Raw genomic sequence first — 24,948 nt, forward strand, 5'->3', positions numbered from 1 at the left:
ATCCTTCTTGTCGGCTTTTTCTTAGCCTTTTAATGAATCCTCAAGAGATGATTGATTTATTGAGATTAGAAAATATCTTATTTTGCAAAGGAATATTTGGATTTCTGGTATCTATGGTTTTGTTTATACTTTAGCTTGGAGTGGGAAAAGAGCGGCTATATTTTCGATTGTAGGATTTATATCAGTAATATTTACCTACATCGGAGTAAATACTCTCCTACCATCACTACATTCTTATGCATAATTAGAGCCTTTGAGGCTCTTTTTATTTATCAATCAAAACTAGTGTGATTGAGTAAAAAGAAAGATGGAGTAAAATACTTATAGCTTAATTTATTAAGTGAAAGGAAATTTATGGATATTAATGAAAATTATAAGAAAGTAATTGAGCCTATTTTTATGGTGGCTTTGATAAGCATACTGATATTTTTATCGAATGTATCATTATTAATTCTTGCCACAGGTCCAATTCTTTTGAGTATTTATATTTTTAAATACGGATACAAGGGATTTTTAACTACTCTTCTTGGGACTTTTATCCTAGGACTCTTGTATATGGATATAAAAGATTTGATAGTACTAGTAGGCTTGATTTTTCTAATAAGTTTATGCTTTTATCTACCGATTAGATATCAAAAAAACGACAAGGATGAGATTCTAACGGTATTTATTCTCCTGACTTTTATCCTAACAGGATCCTTTAGCTATTCTTTAGTTAAAGAAGGATTAAGTCTTGATTATCTTGCAAATGAAATGAAGGGGATAATCGAAGGAAGCCTAGAATACAAGTTACCAATAGAATATATTAAGCTAAGTATAGGGCTTTACCCAAGCTTCTTTGCTTTTTTTTCTTTTATCTACTCTTTAGCTGGCATCAAACTTATTAGAAATTATGTAAGTATAAAGCTATCTTTAGTGGATGACCTTAAGAAAGCTAACGAGCTTAGGTTGGAGTGTAAGGATGTGTTAGCCCTTGTGGCCTTTGCAGGTCTTTCCTATCTATTAGCCTTTTTATTTAAACTTGATATGAACTATGTTAAACTTAATATTATAGGAATTATCCTAGTTATTATAGCCTTTAATGGCTTATCGGCCTACGATTATATGATATCAAAATCATCAATTCCCGTATCTAGAGGATTTCAGTGGTTTTTCATTATTATTTTATTAGAATTTTTGCTGATTTTTTTCGTGATTTTAGGATTTATTGATATAATACTAGATATAAGAAAGAAAAGGAGCTTAAATGAATAAAGAAGATGTATATGTGGGAATGGAAAATATTATTGCAATAATGGCTCTACCAGTCACAGCTTCCCTTGTCATATTCTATTATAATCAGATACTTGGATCGATTGCGATTATCCTAACTATTGTCCTCTTTTTCTTTTTAAGAAAGATAAATATGAAGAAGAAGGACGACTTACAGGCCTATGTTGATGATATGAATGTATCCTTTGATATAATCACTAAAAACGTAGTTTTTGAGATGCCCTTTCCGATTGCTATAGTAGAAGACGATAGGACAATTAAGTGGCACAATACTTATTTTAGAGATTTGTTTGACAAAAAATCCATCGTAGGCAGTGAGATAGATAAGTTTCTACCAGATTTTTCTGATGTAGACTTTAAACAAGACGGCATGAGTCTTCCGAAAAATATTAGTATAGATGGAAAGATATTGCAATTTTATTATCAAACTATAACTAACGAAGATAATGGCAAGACTCAGACCTTCCTTTATGGAATCGACAACACATACGACGAGTCTATCAAGCAGCTTTTTAAGGATAAGAGACTTGTATTTTATTCTGTAATCATCGATAACTACGAAGATATCAGAAATTCTACAGAATCTGTCGACAGACCCCAGGTTATTGGAGAAATTGATAGAGTTATCAATGAGTATTTCAAAAAGTACAATGGTTTGATCCGTAAATATGAAAATGATAGATACATGGTAATAAGTGAGTATCAAGATTATAGGGATATTTACGAAACTAAGTTTTCAATTCTTGACGGGGTAAGAAATATTGAAAAGGGAAATACTCTTCCACCAACTCTATCAATTGGGGTAGGAATTGCAGGGAAAAACCCAACAGACATATACTCTGATTCTAGAGAGGCTGTTGACATTGCCCTATCTCGTGGAGGAGACCAGGCTGTTGTCAAGCTTGAGGATAATTACGAATATTTTGGTGGAAAGACTAGAGCGATAGAGAAAACTAGCAAGGTTAGATCTAGGGTAATATCCCAAGCTCTGAGGAGAATGATTCAATCGTCACCTGATATTTATATTATGGGACATAACAATCCCGATATGGATTCTTTCGGCTCATCCCTTGGAGTTTATGAAGGGACTTATGATATGGGAAAAGAAGTCTATATCGTATTAAATGAGGTAACAAGGCCAATTGAAAATATGTACGACAGGGTAACGACAGAGTTAAGTGAACTTAAGGGAAATATCCTAACAGAAAGTGAAGCCTTAAGTAAAATCAGTCCACAATCTTTGATAATTGTAACAGATAATCACAGGAAGAACTCAACCGAAGCACCAGCCCTTCTGGATAAAAGCGATAATATTTTTATTATCGACCATCACAGAAGAGGCAAGGACTATATAGAAAATGCTACTATTTCTTATATAGAGCCTTATGCTTCAAGTGCATCTGAGCTTGTAACAGAAATCCTATCTTATCTAGACGAAGACTTTAAGGCAAGAACTCCTATAGCGGAAAGTCTCCTTGCAGGTATAACAGTAGATACCAAAAACTTCGTCTACCAGACTGGTGTTAGGACCTTTGAGGCAGCCTCAATTCTTAAAAGATGGGGAGCTGATTCTGTTTATATCAAAAGAATGTTTAAAGATGATTTTGAAATAGTAAAGTATAAGTCAGAAGTTATAGCAGATTCATTTATAGTTAATGATTTCATAGCCATAGCCCACTTCAAAAGAGATATCGATGGATCAACATTAATAGCTTCTCAAGCGGCTGATGATCTGTTAAATATAAAGGGAGTTAAGGCAAGCTTTGTCCTTACTATATCCAATAATAAAATTCACATTTCAGGTAGAAGCTTAGGAGATATATCGGTACAATTAATACTAGAGCGTATCGGAGGCGGTGGTCACTTAACAGCTGCTGCTACCCAACTAGATATGACTATGGAAAATGCTGAAGACATGTTAAGAAAAGCAATTAAAGAATATTTAAGAGAGGAAGAAGAAAATGAAAGTAATACTAACAGATAATATTGTAAGAGTTGGAGTTAAGGGAGACCTTGTAGATGTAAAGCCAGGATATTTTAGAAATTACCTTGATCCTCAAGGAAAAGCTGTAAAGGCTACAAAAGAAAATATGGCAGAACTTGAAAAAATGAGAGAAGAGCTTAAGGCTGAAGAAGCAGAAAACAGAAAAGAAGCTGAAGCTCTTAAGGATAAAATCGAAGCTTTAACAATCACAAAACAAGTTAGAGTTGGAGAAGACGACAAACTATTCGGTTCAGTTACAAACAAAGACATTGCTGAAAGCCTAGCTGAAGAAGGTATTGAAATCGATAGAAAGAGAATCGAAGGTGTTGAAAAGATCGAAGGCCTTGGAGAATTTTCTCTTAATGCAAGACTTTATGAAGGAGTAAATGCTGATCTTAAAGTTAATGTAGTAGCTGAGGAAGCCTAATGACTGAGGGCCTAAGGCCCCTTCCAAATGACTTCTTAGCAGAACAAGCTATAATCGGAAGTATCCTTGCCAAAAACGAGACTTTCGATAGTGTAAATCAAATTATAAAACCTGTAGACTTTTACGATTCTAGAACGCAGAGGATATATAAATCCATCCTAAAGATGTTTGAAAAAGACATCAAGGTAGATGAGATTTCCCTTATATCCCAGTTAAAGAATGAAAATATATTACAAGAAGTTGGAGGGGAGGAGTTTATCACTGAGATTACCCTCTCCTCATTTTATACTCCAAATATCGATACATATGCCAAATCAGTCAAGGAAAAATCTATTCTAAGAAGTCTAATAGGGGCGAGTGAGGATATTATCGATCTAAGCTACAGGCATGATGACAAAATCGACTCTATCTTATCAGAAGCGGAAGCTAAAATATTTGAAATATCCCAAGATACACACAACCAGGGCCTTGTTAGATTATCTGAAACTATGAGCGAAACCCTCCAGATGATAAACGAACTAACCCTATCTGATGGAGAGATTACTGGGGTAACGACAGGTCTTGAAACGGTAGATAACAAGCTATCAGGACTTCAAAAATCTCAGCTTATCCTTCTTGCAGCCCGTCCAGCCATGGGTAAAACTGCCCTAGGGCTTACTATCGCATGGAATGCTTGTAAGAAAGATAAGTCTGTTGCTTTTTTCTCTCTTGAGATGAGCACCTACCAGCTTAATCAAAGGCTTTTGTCTATGGTATCTATGGTGAATCTCGAAAATATTATAAGCGGTTCTATAAGAGATGAGGACTGGCAGCTTCTAATCCATGCTACCAAAGAGATCACCAGTAAGGATATATATGTTGACGAAACTCCAGGAATTACCCTATCTGAGATGAGAAGTAAGCTCAAAAGATTAAAGGCTGAGTCAGGTCTAGACCTTGTTGTAATCGACTATCTACAATTGATGCAGGCTGATGGTAGACAAGAAAACAGGCAAAATGAAATCGCCTCAATTTCTAGAGGACTTAAATCTCTATCAAAAGAGCTCAATTGTCCTATTTTATCCCTAGCCCAGCTTTCTCGTGAGGCCGACAAGAGGGCAGACCATAAGCCTATTTTATCAGATTTAAGAGAATCAGGTGCAATCGAGCAAGATGCGGATGTCGTTATGCTCTTATATAGGGAAGATTATTACGACGAAGAAGATAATCCAAATGTCGCAAAGCTTATTTTTGCCAAGCACAGAAATGGTGCAACTGGAACAGTCGAGTTATTTTTCAACAAACCATGTACCACCTTTAGAGACTTTACCAATAGAGAAAAAAATGAATAGAATATATCTTGAAAAGATTGATATCGAAACAGCCTTTTTGGTTAAAGAATGGACAGACTTCAAAGACCCAAGGCTAGTTGGCTACAATTATTCCTCCCTATCTGATTTTGAAATAAAAATCTGGTATGGGTCTATCACTACACCGAGGAAGAAGTATTTTGCAGTCAAAAGATATGAAGATGATAGATTCATAGGTTTTATTGGTCTTAAACGAATAAATCCAATCACTAAAAAAGCAAAACTTGGCATAGTCTTTGACAGTGCCTATACATCTATGGGTTATGGATCTGAATCTATTGATTTACTTTTAGCTAAGGCTTTTAGAGACTATAAACTAAAGGAAGTAAGTCTTGATGTAAATTTATTTAATGAAAGAGCATACAAGGCTTACAAAAAGTGTGGTTTCAAGGATGGTTATGAATCGACAGAAGTTTTTGAAAATCAAAATATAGACTTTGACGAAAGGTATTTTACTTACAAATCAGGACTAATTTATTCGAAAATATTGACTATGAAAATAAAAAAGGATGACTACTATGGACTTTAAGATGCAAGATTTAAAACTAGATATGGGAACTACTCCTATAGAGAATATGTTTCTAAATACCTATGTGCAAATGGCAGATGGAGACCAACTTAAGGTCTATCTTTTGATTTATAAAGATTGCTACAACTACCGAAGGGTAGACAGTGCGAAGATTAAAAGACAACTTAGATTTTCCGATGAAAGATTCGATAAAGCGGTGGACTTTTGGGTTAATATGGGAGTATTTAGACAAAAGAGGGCCGACAATGGGACTGATTTTATAGAAATTGTTTCCTTAAGACAAATGTATTTTGGTAATAGTGAGGATAATCAGTCAACAGAAGCTGCCTACGACCTTGCCCAAAGGAAGTCAATTATGTTTTCAAATATTGAAACAATGATAGGAAGAAGTCTAACTCCAGCGGATATTACTAGGATCCAAGAGACAATCCTTGAATATAATTGTGATCCAGAGCTCGTCACAGAAGCCTTTAGGCAGGCTAAGGCAAGTGGTAATGTGGATGTAAAATATGTGATGGGATTTGTAAAAACATGGCGCGACCAAAATATTTCAACCTTAAATGATCTTAGGATGAAAGAGGAAAGGGATAAACTCGTAAGGAAGAGGTCTCCTCGTAAATACAGGAGAAATCCCGCCTCAGCTAAAATGGAAGCAAGCGATAATGACGAGATTTCATCATTTATCCAAAGAAGGAAAGAAGAAAGATTCAATAGAATTATAAACCAAAGGGGTGAGGATAATGACTCCTAGTCAAAAAGCTAGCGCCATTCTTGAAGAAAGAAGGAAGACTGATAAGAGGAATCAGCAAAAAAGAATTAGAGAAGTCTATGAGAGGCTCCCGCAGATTAAAAGTTTGGATAAACAAATAAAAGAAATTGGTTTTACAACTCTTTCTCTCATTGCAGAAGGAGTCGATACCGGGGACTTGGAAAGTAAAATAGATCATCTAACTAATGAAAAAAAGAGGATTTTAAAAGAAAATGGCTATCCCTTAGACTATATGGACATGCATTATTTCCACGACAAATGCAAGGATACTGGCTTTATTGGAAGAAAAATATGCACTTGCAGGAAACAATTAATAATAGATCAGAAGTATGACCAATCCAATATCAAAAGCCAAATTACCGAGGAAAACTTCCAGTCTTTCAATATAAATCTATTTTCCAAAAATACTAACAGGGTCTATGGAGTTAGCCCTTATGAAAATATGGAATATATAATCAGGGAAGTTAAGAGATACATAAATAACTTCGCCTTTGAGACAAGAAATATTTATATTTACGGAGATGTTGGCAGGGGAAAGACTTTTCTTATCAATTCTATAGCAAAGGAAATCCTAGATAGGAACTTTTCAGTAGTTTATATGACTTCTACCAAACTTTTCAAATTCCTAAACGACTACCATTATGCATTCGAGGATAGGAGAGAGAATCTAGAAGAAAAGTACAGGTTGATATTCGATTGTGATCTTTTAATAATAGATGACTTGGGTGCAGAGTCTACCCGTCCAGCAGACAGGTCCAATCTCTTCGATGTGGTTAACGAGAGAATGAATGACGGTAAGCCTATAATATTTTCATCTAATATTGATGAGGAAGGCCTAGAAGAGATTTACGGACCTAGGATATTCTCAAGAATTATGGGCAATAATAGCAGGATTTTTGAAATATTTGGTGAAGATTTAAGATTGAGGTAAATATGCTTGTAGTAGATAGTAAGACTATGAAGAAAATTGACCAATATGCCATAGATGTACTTAAGGTTCCTTCTATATGCTTAGTAGAAAGGGCAGCCCTTGCTGTGATTAAAAATATTAATCTCGAAGTAAGGACCTCCTTTGCTATTGTGGCAGGAGTGGGAAATAACGGAGCAGATGGCCTTGCTATTGCAAGAAATCTCCTCGCTATGGGAAAATATGTAGAAATCTATATAGTAGGCGATCTTAGTAAACAAAGCCAAGATTTTAAAATAAATCTAGATTCCTGCAAACGTCTTACAGATAAAATCTTTATGCCAGAGAGCATTGAAGACCTTGCTATAATGGAAAAGAATTTGGAAGAAGTCTCTACTATAATAGATGCTATCTTTGGCACAGGATTAAACAGGACCGTAGGGGGCATGCAGTCTTACATGATTTCTCTTATAAATAGAACTATGAAATACACAATCTCTGTCGATATTCCTTCAGGTCTTGATGGAGATAGCGGGAGATTTTGGGGAGAGGCCGTAGATTGTGACCTTATAGTTTCTATGCAGCTAATGAAAAGAGGAGTCTATGAAAAGAATCGCTTCAGGGATAAGTGCATAGTAGAAGATATTGGCATACCACAAAAGGCTATTAGAGCGATTTTGTAAAGTTAGAGCGAGCTTGGATAAGATTATTTGAGCTAGCTCTTTTTTTGTTAAAGTTGTAGGGAAAATGTAAAATATATGTTGAAATTTTAGGGATTTTAGTATAAACTATAAGATGGATATAAATATGAAGATTTTATATTTTATTATAAACAAGGAGAAATTAAATGAATGAACAAGAAATTGATTTGATTGAATTGTCTAAGAAGATTGCGAAGCATCTTCCTATGATTATTATATTTTCTATTATATTAGGAGCGGCAAGTTTTCTTTTATCTAAGTTTGTCATCACTCCTAAGTATGATTCAAATACAACAATGATAGTTAGCAACTCAAATCAAAACAAGGATCCAAACAATCCACAAACTAACGTAGAACTAGGACAAATTCAAGCCAACAAGGCCCTAATTTCTACATACTCAGAGATAGTTAAGTCAAAGGGAATTGCTGAAAGAGTAATAAATAATCTAGGACTCGATATGGACTATGAGGAGTTTTCCTCAAAGGTTTCAATCGAACCTGTAAAAGACACCCAGATTATTTCTGTAAAAGTTGTAGATACAATCCCAGAAAGAGCGATGGATATAGCAAATGAAACGGCCAATATTTTTAAATCTTCTATTGGAGAAATTATGAATGTTGACAATGTCCAAATTCTCGATGGGGCAATCCTTCCAGAAGAAGCTTCTTCACCAAATATCAAGAAAAATACAGCTATAGGTCTTATTCTTGGTTTTGTGCTTGGTGTAGCTGTTGTTTTATTTAAGGAAATAGCAGACTCATCGATCAAATCAAGCGAAGAAGTTACAGAATATTTCGATATACCAGTTATTGGTATAGTGCCAGATAGTGAACAAGGAAATTAATATGAGCAGTAGAAACAATCATTATAATGCTTCCATGTATGACGAAGCTATTCGTTCTGTAAGAACTAATATACAATTTAGCAGCTTGGATAAGAAAAACAAGGTAATATCTATAACTTCTGCGAAACCTGCCGAGGGAAAGTCCACAGTTATCTATAAACTTGCCAAGTCCTTTGCAGATAATGGAGATAAGGTTATTCTTTTAGACTGTGACCTAAGATCTCCTTCTATTTCAGAGATTGCAGGAATTAACGATAATGTAGGAATTACAAATTATCTTACAGGTAAGGTCAATATCCAAAGAGCTATTAATAAGGATAGAGAACAGTCAAATCTCGACATGATTTTCACAGGACCTGTTCCTCCGAATCCCGCAGAGATGTTGGCATCAGATACTTTTAGAGAATTCATAGAGGATTTGTCAAAAGAATACGATTATATATTTATCGACACACCACCTGTGGGACTATTTACTGACGCATCACTAGTATCAACCATAAGTGATGGTGTTATCTTTGTTATAAAATCTTCTGACACCAAGAAGGAAGACATAGCCCTTGCTATTGAGAATCTCAAAAAGGTCGACGCCCATATCCTAGGTGCTGTTCTTACCCATATGCCAATGAAAGATAAAAAATACGGGAACTATTATTAGATGATAGATATACACAATCATATAGTTTATGGGGTAGATGATGGATCGAGGAGCCTCGATGAAAGTATGAAGATGGTAGATCTTTATATGGAGCAAGGCTTTTCTGAAATAATTGCTACAAGCCATTTCGATAGGTCAAGATATATGGTAGATTCCTCTGAAATCAGAGAAAAGGTTGATATTTTAAATAAAACAATACAAGATAGGGGACTTTCTTTTAAGATTCACCCAGGCCATGAGATACAGGTAGAAGCTGGGATGGAGAAGAAGTTAAAGTCAGGAGACCTTCTTACTTTGAATGATTCTAGATATGTCTTGTGCGAGTTATCCTTTGTAAATAAGCCAAATTTTTTAGGCGAACTTTTCTATAGTCTGGGACTTGAAGGATATGTGCCAATCATAGCCCATGCAGAAAGATATCCATATGTAGAAAAAGATATAGACTGGCTTCTAGATTTTATAAAAAAGGGAGCCCTAGTTCAGATAAACTATTCATCTATCAAGTCACACAAAGAAATAACAAAGACCTTACTTGAAAGAAATATGGTCCATATAATAGGAACTGACGCTCACCAGTCTGAGTGGAGGAGTCCTGAAATAGGTGAATATAAGAGAGAGATTCTTGAAATTATTGGAGAGGAGAAGTTCAAAAAGCTATCTTCTACAAACCCTTCTCTTATTATAAATGATCAGTTTATCTCTAGTGAATACGACAAGGTTAAAGTTAATAAGAAAAAAGAAAAGAAAAGTATATTTAATTTTTGGAGAAGAAAATGAAAATAAAATATATAATTTCTTCTGCCCTAATAATCCTAATTCTTGCTTCCTGTAACAAAAAGGAAGAAGATTACCAGGCTAAGAATATAAAGGTTGAGTCAGTCTTTGACAAGGTTGAAAATGGAGCTAAGGACGAACCGAAGGAAAATGCAAATCCTAAGCCAGAAGAAAAGGCAGGAGAAAATAAAGATAATCCTAAGGGAGAAAATCAAAATAATCCTAATGAGGATAAGAAGGCGGAAGAAGCCAATAATAAAAAGAAATATAAGACACGTGATACTACAAATATGAGATCTAATCCAAATACGGAAGAAGATAACGTACTTGTAGCAGTTCCAGGAGGAAGGGAATTCGAAGCCATAGAAGAGGCAAACGCCGAAGACGGTGTATGGATAAAGCTAAACTTCGAAGGAAATACCGGATTTATCAGAAAAGATCTCTTGGACGAAGTAAAGTAGACCGCTAGAATTAGCGGTTTTTGCTTGCTCGATTTTAATAAAATCCCCCATTTATATTTACAATTTCACCTGTTATATATTTAGCCTTGTTAGAGATTAAAAACTCTACTAAATCTCCTATCTCTTCTGGGCTTGCGAACCTATTAAGACCTACTTCTTTCTTTAGATCTTCTAATTCATTAGAATCAAAGTCATTTCTCATCATATCCGTATCTACAATACCACATGCTATGGCGTTAACTTTTATATTCATAGGGCTAAGCTCCTTGGCTAGGGATTTAGTAAAGGAGTTGATAGCACCCTTACTTGCTGCATATGCACTTTCCATACTCGCTCCTACTTCTCCCCAGATGGAAGACATATTAATAATTACTCCGTCTCCTCTACTTAACATTTTTGGGACTGCTCTTTTGGAAGCAAGAAAGACAGAATCTAAGTTAATAGCAAGAATCTCCTTCCATTTATCGAACTTTGTATCTTGGATTAGGGAGAAGTGGGATATGCCTGCGTTATTAATCAGAATATCGATATGACCGAAGTTACTTTCACCTATCTCAAACATTTTCTCTACTTCATCTTCTTTACTAACATCTGCCTTTACAGCAATCACAAAGGGATTTTCTTTCCTAAGTTCATCAAGGAGCTTAAGGGCATCTTCCTCGCTTTTATTGTAATTTATTATAATTTTATAATTCTTATTAAGCTTCCTACATATGGCAGCCCCTATGCCACGTGAGGAGCCTGTTACTAATACTGTTTTCATATCTATATTCTATCATAAAATCTTGTAATTAGGATAGATTTCTTTGGGTATCAATGTAAAGAGAGAAGAAAGGATAAAATATGAAATATTACACAATTAATGACGGACTAAAAGTTCCAGTAATGGGAATGGGAACTTATAAGATAGAAGACGAAAAACTAATGGAAGAAGTAATTCAGGCAGCTCTTGAACTAGGTTATGAGTATTTTGATACTGCAAAATACTATAACAATGAGGCCTACATAGGTAAGGCTTTGGAAAATGCTCCAGTAAAAAGAGAAGATTATATGCTAGCAACAAAGGTTTGGCCAAAAGACTTTGGGCTAGATGAGACTAAAAGATCAATTGATGAATCCCTTAAGGACCTAAGGACAGATTATCTAGATGTAGTTCATCTCCACTGGTTTGGCAAGGACTTCGATAAGGCTTGGAAGGTCTTTATGGACTATAAGGACCAAGGTATTGTAAAATCAATAGCTGTATGTAATTTTATGCCAGAGCAGTTAGTGAAGTTACTTGAAGTAGGAGATGCTCCTTCAATGGACCAATTAGAAAGTCATCTCTTCCTACAAGATACAGAAACAAGGACTTTTCTTAGGGAAAATAATATAAAACATCAAGCATGGAGTCCACTTGCAAGGACTAGGGGAGGCTTACTTGATGAAGAAATCCTAAAACAATTGGCTGATAAGTACAATAAAACTCCAGCCCAAATAGCTCTAAGATGGAATATTGATCAAGGAACAATGATAATTCCAAAGTCAGTTCACGCTAATAGACTTAAGGAAAATATTGATATTTTTGATTTCGAGCTTGAAGAATCTGATATGCATGCTCTAGCAAGCCTTGATAGGAAAGAGAGATTCTCCCAAGACCCACTAGATGAAGATTGGTTAGAAGAAATTAGAAATATGTGAGGAATTCCAATTTGATAGCGATGAATAATATGGCAGATGATATGAGAAAAATTAGTCCTGCTGTAAAAACTTTGGTCCATTTTTATCATTTTGAAAGCAATATATGATTGATGGTCCTAATTTGCTAAAATTTAATATGTAGTTAGAAATACCAGAGAATTTACTTCTTTGGTATTTTTTTATTAAAAAAATTTACAATAAAAGTTGAACAACGTTCATTAGGGCGTATCATATATTTGTAGCAATTAATGAACGGCGTTCATTTTGAAGAAATTGGAGTGATTATATGGTAAGTTTTACGAACGACAAGGGAAAAGTTATAATGGATTCTGCTCTTAGGATTTTCAAATCGAAGGGAGCTGACAACACTTCCGTAAGAGATGTGATGAAGGAAGCGAGCTTTGGCCTGGGGACCTTTTATCTTTATTATTCAGACAAGAAGGACCTTAAGGAAAAAATAGTCCTAAATATAGCCAAGGATATTATTATTAAGGCAGAAGATAGCTGTAATCAGGAAGATCCTATCGAAAGATACATATATTTTCTAGATTACATTATAGATTATCTAATAGCCCATCCATTTGAGCTGGACCTTTTAAGTAAGAATATCACTTGGGCCCTTTATACTAAGATTGAAAATGATGAACAGCTTAAAGAAGCTGAATCGTCCTTACATTTTATTCTTAGCAAGTATGAGAATCTCTTTACAGGGGATTATACCGAGAGTCAGAAACTCTACATACTTTCTTTGACCCTAGAAATTGTAATGTCTACTTGTAAAAGTGCGACAATGGATGAATCAATTTTGACTATTGGAGAGATGAAGCCGGTTTTGTATGCTAATATTAAAAAAATGTTTAATAGAACAGGAGAGATAGAATGAAAAAGATAACAAAGTTTATTTCACACCATCCTAGGCTTGTCTTATTGATAATGACTCTATTATTGATACCATCTTGGATAGGATATAAGAATACAGGTGTGAACTATGATATCTTATCATATTTGCCAGCTGACCTTGAAAGTACCCAGGGCCAGGAGATACTAGATAAAGATTTCAAAAATGCAGCTACCGGTATGCTGATTCTTAAGGGCGATGATTACGATGCAGACAAACTTAAGGAAGAGATACTAAAGATTGAGGGAGTAGAAGATGTTATTTCCAAATCTTCTATAGTAGGAGATAGCGTTCCAAGCGAGTTTTTACCTGATGAGTTAAAAGATGTTTTCTATGCTGAAGATTCGACCATGCTTATGGTTAAGTTTAGTGAAAGCTCTTCTTCATTTAAGACAATGGAAGCAATAGATCAGATTAAGGCTATTGAGTCAAAGGAGAAATTTTTAAGTGGTATATCCTCTTTAGTTAAGGATACAAAGGATTTAATAGATCACGAAACACCAATATATGTAGGATTGGCGGTAGTGCTAGCCTTGATTGTCCTAAGTTTTACCAATGAATCGACAATTATACCATTTCTTTTCTTATTAAATATCGGCTATGCGATTTTGTATAACTTCGGAAGTAATGTTTTCTTAGGAGAGATTTCCTATATAACTAAGGCCATAGCGGCAGTATTGCAGCTTGCTGTTACGACAGACTATTCAATCTTCTTATATCACAGATATGTAGAAGAAAAGAAAAGACGTGATTCCAACAACGTAGCTATGGATAAGGCTATGCAAAAGACTATAGCATCAATCTTTGCTTCATCACTTACAACTTTTGCAGGATTTTTGGTACTTATATTGATGAGGTTAGGACTTGGTAAGGATATCGGTCTTGTAATGAGTAAGGGTGTCCTTCTTGGACTAATTTCTACAGTAGTAGTATTGCCACCAATGATATTAATAGCTGAAAAACTAGTAGAAAGATTTAACCATAGGGTATTTCTACCATCTTTCGAGAAGACTTCAAATCTTGTCCTAAATCACAAGAAGACATTTTTCCTAGCCTTCTTGATCCTCTTTGTACCAGCTATTTATGGGGCACATAATACAGACCTCTACTACAATCTAGACAGGTCTCTTCCAGCAGATCTTGATTCGATTGTAGCTTTAAACAAGATGAAAAAAGATTATGATATGGCTTCAACACATTTTGCTGTGGTAAGTGATGACTTGAGTAAGCAAAATATTAACGGACTTGTGGATGAGCTTGATAAGGTAGAAGGTGTAAACAATGTTTTAGGTCTTAACTCTTTTACAGGCCTAACTCTTCCAGATAGTGTTCTACCAGATAAACTAAAAGATAATTTCCATAAGAACGGATATCAAATGCTTATGATGAATTCTAAGTATCAGACAGCATCAGATGAGGTAAACGAGCAAGTTGACGAAATTCATAAAATAATCAAAGAACACGATCCTGATGGATATCTTACAGGGGAGGCAGTCCTTACAAAAGACCTTACGACAATATCTGATAGAGACTTCAAGATGGTAAACATAGCATCAATTGCGACTGTATTTGTAATACTAGCATTTGTGTTCAAATCACTTGGTATTCCTATAGTTTTAATAGCAGTTATCGAACTTGCTATACAAATCAACATGGGTATCCCATTCTACTTGGGACAAACAATCCCATTTGTAACATCAATCATAATAGGTGTTGTCCAATTAGGATCTACAATCGACTACTCTATCCTTATGATGGATAGGTTCTTGGCAGAATATAAGAAAAGTGGAGATGTAAACAAGTCGCTTAAGCTAACAGTAAAGGAAGCTTCAAAATCTATTGTAACTTCAGCCCTATCATTTATGGCTGCGACAGTAGGTGTAGGCTTGTATTCAAAAATGGAAATAGTTTCAACAATATGTATGTTCTTGGCAAGAGGAGCTATAATAAGTATGCTTTCAATAATATTCTTCCTACCAGCCATAATCAGCATAACATTTCCATTTATCAAAAAGACAACTAAGGGATTAAACTAGGAGGAAAAGATGAAAAATAAACTTGTAAAAAGCTTATCTGTAGCGCTCGCAGGCTCAATGCTTGTGACAAATGTAGTTTTTGCAGATGGGTCAGTTAAGAAAAACGAAACCTTGTATGTAACACAAGAAGAAAATGAAATAAAAGATAAGACAGCATCAATCTGGATTAACTCAGATGGTAATGTAAAGGTTAAGGATAAGTCAAATCTTAAAGATATCAAAAACCTGAAGACAGATGAAAAAATTGATACAAAAGATGGTTATATAAACTGGAATGAAGATAGCAAGGATGTATACTATCAAGGACAAGCAGAAGAAGACCTTCCTGTAGATATTTCTGTAAAATATTTTCTAGATGGTAAGGAGATTAAGGTTAAAGACCTAGAAGGAAAATCTGGTCACCTAAAAATCGAAATATCAGCTGAGAACAAAAGAAGCGGAATGGCTACAGTAAATGGTAAAGAACAAAAGGTATTTTCACCATACCTAGTACTTGCTGAAATTAACTTCGATGAAGATAAGGTTACAAATATAAAAACAGACGACGGCAAGGTCGTAAAAGATGGTAAAAACGAAATTGTAGCAGGAGTTCTCGCACCAGGACTTAGACAAAACTTTGAAGAAATCCTTGAAGATGATAAACTTGATAAGTTCAAGGATAAAATCGAGATGGAAATGGATGTAAAAGACTACAAGCCTACTGAGGTCTATGCGGTAATTACAAACGAACTCTTCCAAGATTCCGCTAATATCTCATCCTTAGACGATTTAAACAAGGGAATTGATGAGCTTGAATTAAATGCAGCTAAGCTTGTTGATGGATCTAATCAATTGGCAGATGGGGGCAATAGATTAAATGATGGTATAGGTCAGTTAAGTAACGGAGCTAGCGAGCTTGCAGCAGGTTCTGGAAAAATCGTATCATCATTCGATCAAATGGCTAATGCCTTTGCGGACCTACCTAACCAAGTCGGAGCAATGACTTCAGCAATTGACATGCTAAATAACGGAGGAAGCAGTCTAGATCAAGGTATCAACCAATACACTGCCGGAGTTAATAAGGTTAATGAAAATATGCCAAAGCTAACAGAAGCTAGTAGACAACTAGAAGCTGGAGCAAGTGACCTAGATGATGGTCTTCTAGAACTTGATAATGCGACATCAACACTAAAAGAAAAAATGGGAATGGCTGATGGCAAAGAAGACTTGGGCAAATTTAGTGAATCCATGACTGAACTTAAGACAGGACTTGATAGCCTATCAACAGGAATTGCTCCACTAAGTCATGGAGTAAGTGAGCTTAGCCAAGGATTAAGTAAACTTGAAGACTCAAGTCGAGAGCTAAGTGGGGGAGTTAATAATCTTCTATCTTCCACCCAAAACATGCCAAATCTTGATCAAAATTCAGCCGATCTTACAGCTCAAGCTCAAGCAATTGATGCAGTAATAGCAAACTTAGAAGAAAATAACGAAGATGGAAATCTAACAGGTCAAATCGAAAGTCTAAGAGCTGTTAGAGACAATCTCTACCAAGAAAGTGAAAGCGTGGCTACAGCAGGATATGCTTATAGCCAAATCTCAGGATCTCTTGAGCTTCTTTCCCAAGGAGCAAGCGAGCTTAGCGGAGGAATCAGCGGGGCTTATAAGGGAGCAAGTGATATCGATGAGAAATTAAAGGCTTCATCAGATAAGATGATTACAGCTTCAAAGAGTCTTGCCGCAGGAACTGAGAAAATAAGCCAGGGATTTGATAAGAGCAATCTAGCCAAATTACAAGAATCTATAGTTATGCTAGATGAAGCTACAGGAAAGTTAAAACAAGGATCAGCTAAACTTAAGGAAGGAACTAGCCAAAATAGGGCAGGTGTTGAAAACTTAGCAGCTGCAGTATCTGAGCTTGACGGTAACTCTCAAAGCCTAAGAGAAGGTAGTGCAGAACTTTCAGGAGGATTGGCACAATTTGCCGAAAGAAGCAAGGCCCTATCATCTTTAGGAAACATCAATGAAGAAGCTATAAATCCTATGGCTGAAGGGCTAAACCAACTAAATGATGGAATAATGAAACTAGACTCATCTACTAAAGAATTAAAAGACGGAAGTGACCAATATATGGCTTCATTTGAAGAGTTTAGATCTGGCCTAAGCGAATACAAGGCAAAGGGAATCGATGAAATTGCCAATAAAACATCTGAAGTAAATGAAATTTCAGAAATCTTAGATGAAATGAGTAAGCTTGCCAAAGAAAACAATTCAATCACAGGCACAAGTGATGACTTTGAAACAAGATCTAGGATAATTCAAAAGATTAAATAAAAATAAGAACCTACGAAAGTGGGTCAGAGCGTAGACAAAATCCAAAAACGCTTATAGGGTACAGAAATTTAGAAATTCTAAATCTCATAATACTATAAATCGCAAACTCACTTAGGCTCGAACAATGCGATTTACGGGCGTATTATTTCGATTTGAATTTCTTGAAATTTCTTCCGAATGGAACGCTTCCTTTTGGATTTTGTCCCTTTGTCAAAAGTCTGACTTACGAGAGTGGGTTCTTCTATGGTTAAATCTAAAAAAGCTCTTTAAAGCTTCTATTAAATCACACTTATCCATTATTGTTTATGATGAAAAGTGTATGATTTAATGAGCTTAAAAGAGCTTTTATCTTACTTATCTTTTTTTCTTAAATATTTATCTATATTTTCTGCGGCTTTTTTACCTGCTCCCATGGCAAGAATTACTGTTGCAGCTCCGCTTACTGCATCTCCTCCAGCAAAGACAGCTTCCTTTGTTGTCATAGTCCTATCATCTATTATAATTCCACCCCAGCTTTCTGTATCTATATCTGAGTTGGTGTTTTTGATAAGTGGATTAGGTGATTGGCCAATGGCGATTATTACAGATTCAAACTCGCATTCTTCAAATTCTCCTGTAGGAATAGGACGTCTCCTGCCAGAGCTATCTGGCTCTCCTAATTCCATTTTCTCAAGTTTTACTTTCTTAACCCAGCCATTTTCTCCCATGATTTCTACTGGATTGTGAAGATTCATAAACTTGATACCTTCTTCTCTGGCATGGTGGCTTTCTTCGATTCTTGCAGGCATTTCTTCGAAGCTTCTCCTATAGACAACAGTTACATCCGCTCCCATTCTCTTGGCAGACCTTGCTGCATCCATCGCCACATTTCCTCCACCTACAACACAGACCTTCTTTCCTATATGGACTGCCGTGTCATATTCAGGGAACTTGTAGGCCTTCATGAGGTTCATCCTAGTTAAAAATTCGTTAGCTGAATATACTCCATTTAAGTTTTCTCCAGGAATACCTAGAAATCTTGGAAGACCTGCTCCAGTAGAAAGGTAGATCGCTTCAAATCCCTGATCGAAGAGGTCTTTTATAGAAATTGTCCTTCCTACGATCGTATTAGTCTGAAGTTTGACACCTAGACCTATTACGTTTTTAAGTTCCTTTTGGACGAGTTTTTTAGGAAGTCTAAATTCTGGTATACCATACATTAAGACTCCTCCAGCTGTGTGAAAGGCATCAAACATAACTACTGAATAGCCTCTTTTGGCAAGGTCAGCTGCAGCAGAAAGACCAGAAGGGCCAGCCCCTACTACTGCGACTTTCTTGTTTATGCTAGTTACTTCGACTGGCTTGTTGTATTTTTTATTATTTCTATAATCTGCAACGAATCTTTCAAGTCTTCCTATACCAACAGGCTCGTCTTTTATGCCTCTGGTACATTTTCCTTCACATTGGACCTCTTGTGGGCAGACCCTACCGCATATTGCAGGAAGATTGTTGGTCTCAGCTATTTTGTCGTAAGCTCCATCTAGGTCGTCTTCAAGGATTAGGTGGATGAATTCAGGGATTTTTACTCCTACTGGACAACTTGATACACAAGGCTTGTTTTTACATTGGACACATCTGCTAGCTTCTTCTTTGGCCATTGCTAATGTATAGCCAAGACTTACCTCGTCAAAATTTTTATTTCTTACATCAGGGTCTTGTTCTGGCATTGGAACTTTCGTTTTTGCCATATTAAACTTAGCCATTTCTTACCTCCCCTGTTAGATTGCATATATGATCACGTTCTTCTGTAGAGTAATTTCTTGATCTGTTCATAGCTTCATCGAAATCAACCAAGAATCCATCAAAGTCTGGGCCATCTACACAAGCAAACTTCATTTCGCCTCCAACTGTAAGCCTACAACACCCGCACATGCCTGTTCCATCAACCATGATAGAGTTCATTGAAACTGTGGTAGGAATATCGTGAGGTCTTGTAACATTTACTACATTTTTCATCATGATTGCAGGACCGATAGTAAGAACGTGGTCGTATTTTTTTCCTTCTTTTATGAGATCTTCTAGAACTTGGGTTACAAATCCTTGTCTGCCATAAGATCCGTCGTCTGTTGTTATGTATAAATTATCTGAAGAAGCCTTAAGCTCATCCTCTAGGATTATTATGTCCTTATTCTTAAAGCCCATTATTACATCGACATTAGCTCCGATTTCATGAAGGTATTTGGCTTGGGGATAGGCAATAGCTGTACCAAGTCCTCCTCCAACGACACAGACATTTTTGCCTTTTAGATAATCAAGCTCGGTAGGCTTTCCTAGTGGACCTACGAAGTCGAGGAAGCCATCTCCTGCCTTTAAGGCATTCATCCTCATTGTAGTACCACCAACGATTTGGACAATAATAGTCACATTTTCATCATCTGTTGATGAGATAGTAAAGGGAACTCTTTCGCCTTTCTCATCAAGTCTAAGAATAATAAACTGGCCAGGCAAGGCTTTTTTTGCAATAGCTTCTGCCTTGACAACAAATTTAATGGTATTCTCATTTAAATTAGTTTTTTCTATAATTCTTGCCATAAGATCCTCCTAATATAATATTATCAAATACTAAACTAATTTACAATAAGGGTGCAAAAGTATAGGGAAATAGTAGAGTATATATTATTGATAATATTGAAAGGAAGGGGAAATATGACAGAGAAAAAATATACTAACAAGTATTTGCTTAAAAGATTTATACCTTATTATAAACCTTACAAGAAAGTACTTACTATAGATTTATTATCAGCTGCTCTTACGACCATAAGTCAGCTAGTCCTTCCTCTATTGCTATCCTACCTAACAGATTGGGCTCAGTTAGGCCTTCTCGATATGCCTAGGCTAGGAAAGGTCGCTCTAATATACCTTGCGACTAAGTTTATAGAGGTTGTGTCAAGATTTATCATGCAATCTTATGGGCACATCATGGGGGCATTTATTGAAAAGGATATGAGAGGGGATGTCTTCTCCCATCTTTTGACAATGGATACGGAGTTTTTCAATGAGGCCAAAATTGGCCAACTTATGGCTAGGATGACTACAGACTTAAACGAGATTACAGAATTCTCCCACCATGTACCAGAAGAATTCTTAGTAGCAGCCATTAAGCTTGCTGTATCCTTTGTAGTCCTTCTAACTATCAACTGGCAACTTTCCTTAATTATATACATCCTAATACCAATTATGTATATATTTTCTAGGAAATCCAGACAGAAGTTTAGACAGGCGACTATGAATACAAGAAAGCAAATTGGTGCCATAAACTCAGGAATCGAAGATACTCTTCTTGGAATCAATGTTGTAAAAAGTTTTGCCAATGAAGATATAGAAAAGGAAAAGTTTGGCAGAGAAAATGAGAAGTTTGCCGATATCAAGAAGGACCAATACTTCAATATGGCCAAATATTTCTGTGTCAAGGATGCCTTTTCAGGTTTTATGTATGCAGTATTAATCCTAGTCGGAGGAATTTTTGTAATCCAAAAGACAATCACCGCAGGTGATCTTATAGCCTTTACTATGTATTTAAATATGCTAGTTGCAACTATAGAAAGGCTAATTAACTTTACCGATACTTACGAGAGAGGGACAACTGGTATCGAAAGATTTGTCCAAATCATGAATCTCGATAGGGATATATATGATAAGGATGAGGCAAGAGATTTAGAGGACGTTCAAGGAAAGATTGAGTTCGACCATGTTTATTTCAAATACCCTGAGGCAAAAGAGGGAGATCCTTATGTCCTAGATGATATGTCCTTTACAATTGATGTAGGAGAAAATATATCCTTAGTTGGGCCATCTGGCGCAGGAAAGACCACTATATCCAAGCTAATCCCAAGATTTTATGATGTAGATGATGGTGCTATTAGAATCGATGGAGATAATATCAAGGATTTAACCATCGACTCCCTAAGAGATAATATAGGAATAGTCCAACAAGATGTCTATCTTTTCAGTGGAACTATTAAGGACAATATAAAATATGGTAAGGAAGGTGCCACAGATAAAGAAATCGAAAAGGCAGCAGAGCTTGCAGGAGCCTTGGAATTTATCAAGGACCTACCATATGGATTTGATACCTATATAGGAGAGCGCGGGGTTAAGCTTTCTGGTGGACAGAAGCAGAGAATATCTATAGCCAGGGTATTTCTCAAAAATCCACCAATACTGATACTCGATGAGGCGACTAGCGCCCTTGATAATAAGAGCGAGTCGATAGTTCAATCATCTCTAGAAAAACTAAGTAAGGGAAGAACAACCCTTACCATAGCCCACAGACTTTCTACAATAATAAATGCAGACGAAATCCTAGTCTTGACCTATGATGGCATTGTAGAAAGGGGAAACCACAAGGACCTCCTTGCCAAAAAGGGAGTCTACTATAATTTATATAATTCAAACAACACAGACTTGTTTGGATAAGATTGAGCAGGGAAACCTGCTTTTTCTTTGGAGATTTTTAGATAAAGTATATTCTTAGCAAACTTTACTTAAATACGATGATTTTATAAGGCTTAAGTCGTATAATCCTATAATAGATAAGGAGATAATATGGGAAAATTTTTCGGTAAGATTTTACATGGGCTTGCCACTATTTTGGGAAGTATATTTAATCTATTAATAAACATAATGAACGTAATAACCATGACCTTTGAAGGAATCAGACAATTACTAACGTTGATATTTGTATTTGGTTGTTCGACATTTTTTTTCTTTCCTGTCTTTGCTTTGGCCATACCGAGGAAGTGGTGGACGGTTATATTTATAATATTAATCATTCCAATCCTTGGTCCCAAGTTTATATCCATGCTGAAGTATGGAAACTACACCCTGACAGAGTGGATGTACGATAGGGCGGATACATTGATAACAGGAAAGAAAGTCGGCTACGATTCCATTTCTGATTATTCTAACAAGTATAAGTTTGAAAGAGAAGAAGAAAGAAGAAGGGCAGCCGAAGAAGCTGCAAGATTTCGTCAAGAAGAAATGAATAGAAGGTTCGAGGAAATGTTTAGGGGATTTACCTACACTAACATGAACCAGGGGAATTGGAATTCCTATAATACAAATTCAGGCTATAGCAATATGACAAATGACCTTGGCTTTAAGGAAAAATATGAGAAGGCCTGCAATGTGCTTGGAGTAGATTATCAAACAGATATCTACCAAGTTAAGCTTAATTATAGAAAGCTTGCCAAGAAATATCACCCTGACATAAACAAGGATCCAAGTGCAACAGAGAAATTCCAGGAAGTAAACGACGCCTACGAATTCTTGACAGAAGAAAATATCAATAAGTACAAGACGAACTATAGATGAGGTAATTATGACGACTGAAGCAATATCTAGCTTAGATCAGGCTGTTATCCTTTCAGAAATTGCCTCCAATGCTGGAGCTATAATGCTTGCTAATGGAGCAGAAATTTATAGGGTGGAGGATACAGTAGAAAGAATAATAAGAAGCAAAAAAAATATTAAAGACGTAGATGTTTACTCTACTGCCAATGTTATTGTCCTATCTTTTTCCTTCAACCAGGAAATCCACACCAATATCAGAAGAGTTAAGTCTAGGACCTTTAACCTCTATTATATAAACAAAGTCAACTCATTTTCAAGAGAATTTGTAAGTGGGAAGTACAGCCTCCAGGAAGCTCTAAAAGAACTAAATAAGATAAAAGCTGATCCTGGTTATCCTCTAGCCTTTCAAATATTTGGTTCAGCCCTTTCTTCCGCAGCCTTTACAATACTTTTAGGAGGACAAACAACAGATATGCTAATTTCCTTCTTGGTAGGATTTGTATCGTATATAGTAAGCTTTCAGTTTCAGGAGGCAAAGTTCGGATTCTTTTTGGTAAACTTTATTGCAGGTCTAGTTGTAAGTTTAATCACTGTGACTTTTAGACTCTTCCTACCTTATATCGCGGTAGATAAAATCGTAATAGGATCGATGATGGCCTTCCTTCCAGGAATCACCCTAACAAATGCCATGAGAGATCTGATGAGTGGGGATGTAACAAGCGGGCTTACTGGAGCTACAACTGCTATCTTAGTTTCTACCGCACTAGCCCTTGGAGTTGCTATGCCAATAACTATAGCAACCTACATTCGATAAGGAGGAGAAATGTATTTATACGAATTTATAATATCTTCCATAGCGGCTATAGGATTTGCTTTGATATTTCAAGTTCCCAAAAAACCCCTCTTAATAGCTGCCTTAAACGCAGGATTCGGATGGGTGATTTATAAAATGACGATAGCCTACACAGGAAGTGTCTATATAGGAACTTTTCTTTCAGCATTCGTCATATCATTTATATCAGAATTCTGTGCAAGATATTTCAAATTTCCAGCTTTGGTCTTTATAGTTCCTGGTGTAATCAATCTTTGCCCAGGAGAAGCTATATTTAATACAATGAAATACTTTATTAATAACGAAAGTGCCTTGGTTCTACTAACCTTGTCCAAGGCCCTTGCAATAGCTGGAGCGATATCATTTGGCATACTTTTATCTTCATCATTTTCTAGGAATATGAAAAACTTTAGAAGAAGAAAAGTCAAGAGAACGAACTACTTAAACTACTTTAGGAGGAAAAAATGAAACAAACTATATATCTAGCAGGCGGATGCTTCTGGGGAGTAGATGCCTACTTTAAACAATTAGAAGGAGTCGAAAAAACAGAAGCAGGATATGCTAATGGCCTAACAGAGGATACCTTCTACGAAAATCTCAAAAACTCAGATCATGCCGAGACAGTAAAAGTGACCTATGAAGATGAAGAAATTAGCTTAGAGAAATTACTTGAATATTTTTACTATATAATAGATCCCTTTTCAATTAACAAGCAAGGAGGGGATATGGGTCGACAATATAGGACTGGAATCTATTCTGAAGATAGAAAGATACTAGAAGAAGCAAGAAAATTCTTAGAAGAAAAACAAAAAAATGAAGAAGAAAAAATACAAGTAGAAGTAGAGAAACTAAAAAACTTTATAAAAGCAGAAGAATATCACCAAGACTATCTAAAGAAAAATCCAGACGGCTACTGCCATGTCAATCTATTAGATAGGCCTGATTTCAATTAAAAAGCTAGAGAAAACATAGATGTCCAGGAATAAAAACAGGGCATCTTATTTTTTTTGAAAAATAAATTGACATAGGCAAAAATCCATGGTATTATATAACAGTCGGCGAGAGCTGATGGAACCAATTAAATTAAATAAACAATAACATAACCTAAAATTCTTTTGAAATAAAGGATAACAAAATTTAAATCACGCATTTGATATAAGTCAGATGTAAATGAATAAGCCAGAA

General features: G+C 35.8%; 24 protein-coding genes. 21 read left to right on the forward strand and 3 right to left on the reverse strand.

Features of this window, described 5'->3' with window-relative positions:
• Nucleotides 1-354: 354 nt before the first annotated feature.
• The 12 genes from RCH56_RS02840 to RCH56_RS02895 all read left to right on the forward strand — a co-directional run bounded on the left by RCH56_RS02840 (nucleotide 355) and on the right by RCH56_RS02895 (nucleotide 10,673).
• Complete coding sequence (locus tag RCH56_RS02840; RefSeq protein WP_306483489.1) at nucleotides 355-1,254, forward strand: hypothetical protein; 900 nt, start codon at nucleotides 355-357, stop codon at nucleotides 1,252-1,254.
• Nucleotides 1,247-3,256, forward strand: coding sequence for a DHH family phosphoesterase (locus RCH56_RS02845; protein ID WP_306483490.1), 2,010 nt, complete (start codon nucleotides 1,247-1,249; stop codon nucleotides 3,254-3,256). The genes RCH56_RS02840 and RCH56_RS02845 overlap by 8 nt, the downstream gene beginning before the upstream one ends.
• A complete protein-coding gene (gene rplI, locus RCH56_RS02850) occupies nucleotides 3,234-3,683 on the forward strand; it encodes a 50S ribosomal protein L9 (protein ID WP_306483491.1) in 450 nt (149 codons plus the stop codon). The genes RCH56_RS02845 and rplI overlap by 23 nt, the downstream gene beginning before the upstream one ends.
• Complete coding sequence (gene dnaB / locus RCH56_RS02855) at nucleotides 3,683-5,014, forward strand: replicative DNA helicase (protein ID WP_306483492.1); 1,332 nt, start codon at nucleotides 3,683-3,685, stop codon at nucleotides 5,012-5,014. The genes rplI and dnaB overlap by 1 nt, the downstream gene beginning before the upstream one ends.
• The gene (locus RCH56_RS02860; RefSeq protein ID WP_306483493.1) at nucleotides 5,007-5,561 is read left to right on the forward strand and encodes a GNAT family N-acetyltransferase; all 555 of its coding nucleotides are present in this window, start codon (nucleotides 5,007-5,009) and stop codon (nucleotides 5,559-5,561) included. Before dnaB ends, RCH56_RS02860 begins: the two co-directional genes overlap by 8 nt.
• The gene (locus RCH56_RS02865) at nucleotides 5,551-6,312 is read left to right on the forward strand and encodes a DnaD domain-containing protein (protein WP_306483494.1); all 762 of its coding nucleotides are present in this window, start codon (nucleotides 5,551-5,553) and stop codon (nucleotides 6,310-6,312) included. Before RCH56_RS02860 ends, RCH56_RS02865 begins: the two co-directional genes overlap by 11 nt.
• Complete coding sequence (locus tag RCH56_RS02870; protein WP_306483495.1) at nucleotides 6,302-7,261, forward strand: ATP-binding protein; 960 nt, start codon at nucleotides 6,302-6,304, stop codon at nucleotides 7,259-7,261. Before RCH56_RS02865 ends, RCH56_RS02870 begins: the two co-directional genes overlap by 11 nt.
• A gap of 2 nt (nucleotides 7,262-7,263) precedes the next feature.
• The gene (locus tag RCH56_RS02875; RefSeq protein ID WP_306483496.1) at nucleotides 7,264-7,920 is read left to right on the forward strand and encodes an NAD(P)H-hydrate epimerase; all 657 of its coding nucleotides are present in this window, start codon (nucleotides 7,264-7,266) and stop codon (nucleotides 7,918-7,920) included.
• 164 nt (nucleotides 7,921-8,084) lie between these two features.
• Nucleotides 8,085-8,783, forward strand: a complete 699-nt coding sequence (locus RCH56_RS02880; RefSeq protein ID WP_306483497.1) for a YveK family protein — start codon at nucleotides 8,085-8,087, stop codon at nucleotides 8,781-8,783.
• Nucleotide 8,784: 1 nt separating this feature from the next.
• A complete protein-coding gene (locus RCH56_RS02885) occupies nucleotides 8,785-9,438 on the forward strand; it encodes a CpsD/CapB family tyrosine-protein kinase (protein ID WP_306483498.1) in 654 nt (217 codons plus the stop codon).
• Entirely contained in the window at nucleotides 9,439-10,215 is a 777-nt protein-coding gene (locus RCH56_RS02890; protein ID WP_306483499.1) for a tyrosine-protein phosphatase, read from the forward strand.
• On the forward strand, nucleotides 10,212-10,673 hold the full coding sequence (locus tag RCH56_RS02895) for an SH3 domain-containing protein (protein ID WP_306483500.1): 462 nt from the start codon (nucleotides 10,212-10,214) through the stop codon (nucleotides 10,671-10,673). Before RCH56_RS02890 ends, RCH56_RS02895 begins: the two co-directional genes overlap by 4 nt.
• A gap of 34 nt (nucleotides 10,674-10,707) precedes the next feature.
• Here the strand turns inward: RCH56_RS02895 and ymfI are convergent, their stop codons facing one another.
• Nucleotides 10,708-11,436: an elongation factor P 5-aminopentanone reductase gene (ymfI, locus tag RCH56_RS02900; RefSeq protein WP_306483501.1), complete on the reverse strand. Its 729-nt coding sequence runs from the start codon at nucleotides 11,434-11,436 to the stop codon at nucleotides 10,708-10,710.
• A gap of 80 nt (nucleotides 11,437-11,516) precedes the next feature.
• Here ymfI and RCH56_RS02905 point away from each other — a divergent pair, with 80 nt between their 5' ends.
• From RCH56_RS02905 to RCH56_RS02920, 4 genes are all read left to right on the forward strand, one after another.
• Nucleotides 11,517-12,353 carry an aldo/keto reductase gene (locus RCH56_RS02905; RefSeq protein ID WP_306483502.1) on the forward strand — a complete coding sequence of 279 codons (837 nt, stop codon included), beginning with the start codon at nucleotides 11,517-11,519 and terminating at the stop codon, nucleotides 12,351-12,353.
• A 286-nt stretch (nucleotides 12,354-12,639) separates the two neighbouring features.
• Nucleotides 12,640-13,236: a TetR/AcrR family transcriptional regulator gene (locus tag RCH56_RS02910; protein ID WP_306483503.1), complete on the forward strand. Its 597-nt coding sequence runs from the start codon at nucleotides 12,640-12,642 to the stop codon at nucleotides 13,234-13,236.
• Complete coding sequence (locus RCH56_RS02915; protein WP_306483504.1) at nucleotides 13,233-15,287, forward strand: RND family transporter; 2,055 nt, start codon at nucleotides 13,233-13,235, stop codon at nucleotides 15,285-15,287. Before RCH56_RS02910 ends, RCH56_RS02915 begins: the two co-directional genes overlap by 4 nt.
• A gap of 9 nt (nucleotides 15,288-15,296) precedes the next feature.
• Entirely contained in the window at nucleotides 15,297-17,600 is a 2,304-nt protein-coding gene (locus tag RCH56_RS02920) for a hypothetical protein (RefSeq protein WP_306483505.1), read from the forward strand.
• Between the two features lie 350 nt (nucleotides 17,601-17,950).
• On the opposite strand, the gene gltA is transcribed toward RCH56_RS02920, so the two are convergent.
• Together gltA and RCH56_RS02930 are read right to left on the reverse strand one after the other, a co-directional pair.
• Nucleotides 17,951-19,342, reverse strand: a complete 1,392-nt coding sequence (gene gltA, locus RCH56_RS02925) for an NADPH-dependent glutamate synthase (protein WP_306483506.1) — start codon at nucleotides 19,340-19,342, stop codon at nucleotides 17,951-17,953.
• On the reverse strand, nucleotides 19,335-20,171 hold the full coding sequence (locus tag RCH56_RS02930) for a sulfide/dihydroorotate dehydrogenase-like FAD/NAD-binding protein (protein ID WP_306483507.1): 837 nt from the start codon (nucleotides 20,169-20,171) through the stop codon (nucleotides 19,335-19,337). Before RCH56_RS02930 ends, gltA begins: the two co-directional genes overlap by 8 nt.
• 114 nt (nucleotides 20,172-20,285) lie before the next feature.
• Here RCH56_RS02930 and RCH56_RS02935 point away from each other — a divergent pair, with 114 nt between their 5' ends.
• The 5 genes from RCH56_RS02935 to msrA all read left to right on the forward strand — a co-directional run bounded on the left by RCH56_RS02935 (nucleotide 20,286) and on the right by msrA (nucleotide 24,716).
• The gene (locus RCH56_RS02935; RefSeq protein ID WP_306483508.1) at nucleotides 20,286-22,055 is read left to right on the forward strand and encodes an ABC transporter ATP-binding protein; all 1,770 of its coding nucleotides are present in this window, start codon (nucleotides 20,286-20,288) and stop codon (nucleotides 22,053-22,055) included.
• Nucleotides 22,056-22,184: 129 nt separating this feature from the next.
• Nucleotides 22,185-22,952 carry a J domain-containing protein gene (locus RCH56_RS02940; protein WP_306483509.1) on the forward strand — a complete coding sequence of 256 codons (768 nt, stop codon included), beginning with the start codon at nucleotides 22,185-22,187 and terminating at the stop codon, nucleotides 22,950-22,952.
• A 7-nt stretch (nucleotides 22,953-22,959) separates the two neighbouring features.
• On the forward strand, nucleotides 22,960-23,745 hold the full coding sequence (locus tag RCH56_RS02945) for a threonine/serine exporter ThrE family protein (RefSeq protein WP_306483510.1): 786 nt from the start codon (nucleotides 22,960-22,962) through the stop codon (nucleotides 23,743-23,745).
• 9 nt (nucleotides 23,746-23,754) lie between these two features.
• Complete coding sequence (locus RCH56_RS02950; RefSeq protein WP_306483511.1) at nucleotides 23,755-24,231, forward strand: threonine/serine exporter family protein; 477 nt, start codon at nucleotides 23,755-23,757, stop codon at nucleotides 24,229-24,231.
• Nucleotides 24,228-24,716 carry a peptide-methionine (S)-S-oxide reductase MsrA gene (gene msrA, locus RCH56_RS02955; RefSeq protein ID WP_306483512.1) on the forward strand — a complete coding sequence of 163 codons (489 nt, stop codon included), beginning with the start codon at nucleotides 24,228-24,230 and terminating at the stop codon, nucleotides 24,714-24,716. Before RCH56_RS02950 ends, msrA begins: the two co-directional genes overlap by 4 nt.
• Nucleotides 24,717-24,948: the final 232 nt, after the last annotated feature.

Origin of the sequence: Anaerococcus sp. (assembly GCF_030825785.1) — a bacterium.
Taxonomy (GTDB): domain Bacteria; phylum Bacillota; class Clostridia; order Tissierellales; family Peptoniphilaceae; genus Anaerococcus.

Excerpts from the sequence above, each read along its gene's own strand:
- RCH56_RS02840 (WP_306483489.1), top strand. The coding sequence starts at position 355 with ATGGATATTAATGAAAATTATAAGAAAGTAATTGAGCCTATTTTTATG.
- RCH56_RS02845 (WP_306483490.1), top strand. The coding sequence starts at position 1,247 with ATGAATAAAGAAGATGTATATGTGGGAATGGAAAATATTATTGCAATA.
- rplI (WP_306483491.1), top strand. The coding sequence starts at position 3,234 with ATGAAAGTAATACTAACAGATAATATTGTAAGAGTTGGAGTTAAGGGA.
- dnaB (WP_306483492.1), top strand. The coding sequence starts at position 3,683 with ATGACTGAGGGCCTAAGGCCCCTTCCAAATGACTTCTTAGCAGAACAA.
- RCH56_RS02860 (WP_306483493.1), top strand. The coding sequence starts at position 5,007 with ATGAATAGAATATATCTTGAAAAGATTGATATCGAAACAGCCTTTTTG.
- RCH56_RS02865 (WP_306483494.1), top strand. The coding sequence starts at position 5,551 with ATGGACTTTAAGATGCAAGATTTAAAACTAGATATGGGAACTACTCCT.
- RCH56_RS02870 (WP_306483495.1), top strand. The coding sequence starts at position 6,302 with ATGACTCCTAGTCAAAAAGCTAGCGCCATTCTTGAAGAAAGAAGGAAG.
- RCH56_RS02875 (WP_306483496.1), top strand. The coding sequence starts at position 7,264 with ATGCTTGTAGTAGATAGTAAGACTATGAAGAAAATTGACCAATATGCC.
- RCH56_RS02880 (WP_306483497.1), top strand. The coding sequence starts at position 8,085 with ATGAATGAACAAGAAATTGATTTGATTGAATTGTCTAAGAAGATTGCG.
- RCH56_RS02885 (WP_306483498.1), top strand. The coding sequence starts at position 8,785 with ATGAGCAGTAGAAACAATCATTATAATGCTTCCATGTATGACGAAGCT.
- RCH56_RS02890 (WP_306483499.1), top strand. The coding sequence starts at position 9,439 with ATGATAGATATACACAATCATATAGTTTATGGGGTAGATGATGGATCG.
- RCH56_RS02895 (WP_306483500.1), top strand. The coding sequence starts at position 10,212 with ATGAAAATAAAATATATAATTTCTTCTGCCCTAATAATCCTAATTCTT.
- ymfI (WP_306483501.1), bottom strand. The coding sequence starts at position 11,436 with ATGAAAACAGTATTAGTAACAGGCTCCTCACGTGGCATAGGGGCTGCC.
- RCH56_RS02905 (WP_306483502.1), top strand. The coding sequence starts at position 11,517 with ATGAAATATTACACAATTAATGACGGACTAAAAGTTCCAGTAATGGGA.
- RCH56_RS02910 (WP_306483503.1), top strand. The coding sequence starts at position 12,640 with ATGGTAAGTTTTACGAACGACAAGGGAAAAGTTATAATGGATTCTGCT.
- RCH56_RS02915 (WP_306483504.1), top strand. The coding sequence starts at position 13,233 with ATGAAAAAGATAACAAAGTTTATTTCACACCATCCTAGGCTTGTCTTA.
- RCH56_RS02920 (WP_306483505.1), top strand. The coding sequence starts at position 15,297 with ATGAAAAATAAACTTGTAAAAAGCTTATCTGTAGCGCTCGCAGGCTCA.
- gltA (WP_306483506.1), bottom strand. The coding sequence starts at position 19,342 with ATGGCTAAGTTTAATATGGCAAAAACGAAAGTTCCAATGCCAGAACAA.
- RCH56_RS02930 (WP_306483507.1), bottom strand. The coding sequence starts at position 20,171 with ATGGCAAGAATTATAGAAAAAACTAATTTAAATGAGAATACCATTAAA.
- RCH56_RS02935 (WP_306483508.1), top strand. The coding sequence starts at position 20,286 with ATGACAGAGAAAAAATATACTAACAAGTATTTGCTTAAAAGATTTATA.
- RCH56_RS02940 (WP_306483509.1), top strand. The coding sequence starts at position 22,185 with ATGGGAAAATTTTTCGGTAAGATTTTACATGGGCTTGCCACTATTTTG.
- RCH56_RS02945 (WP_306483510.1), top strand. The coding sequence starts at position 22,960 with ATGACGACTGAAGCAATATCTAGCTTAGATCAGGCTGTTATCCTTTCA.
- RCH56_RS02950 (WP_306483511.1), top strand. The coding sequence starts at position 23,755 with ATGTATTTATACGAATTTATAATATCTTCCATAGCGGCTATAGGATTT.
- msrA (WP_306483512.1), top strand. The coding sequence starts at position 24,228 with ATGAAACAAACTATATATCTAGCAGGCGGATGCTTCTGGGGAGTAGAT.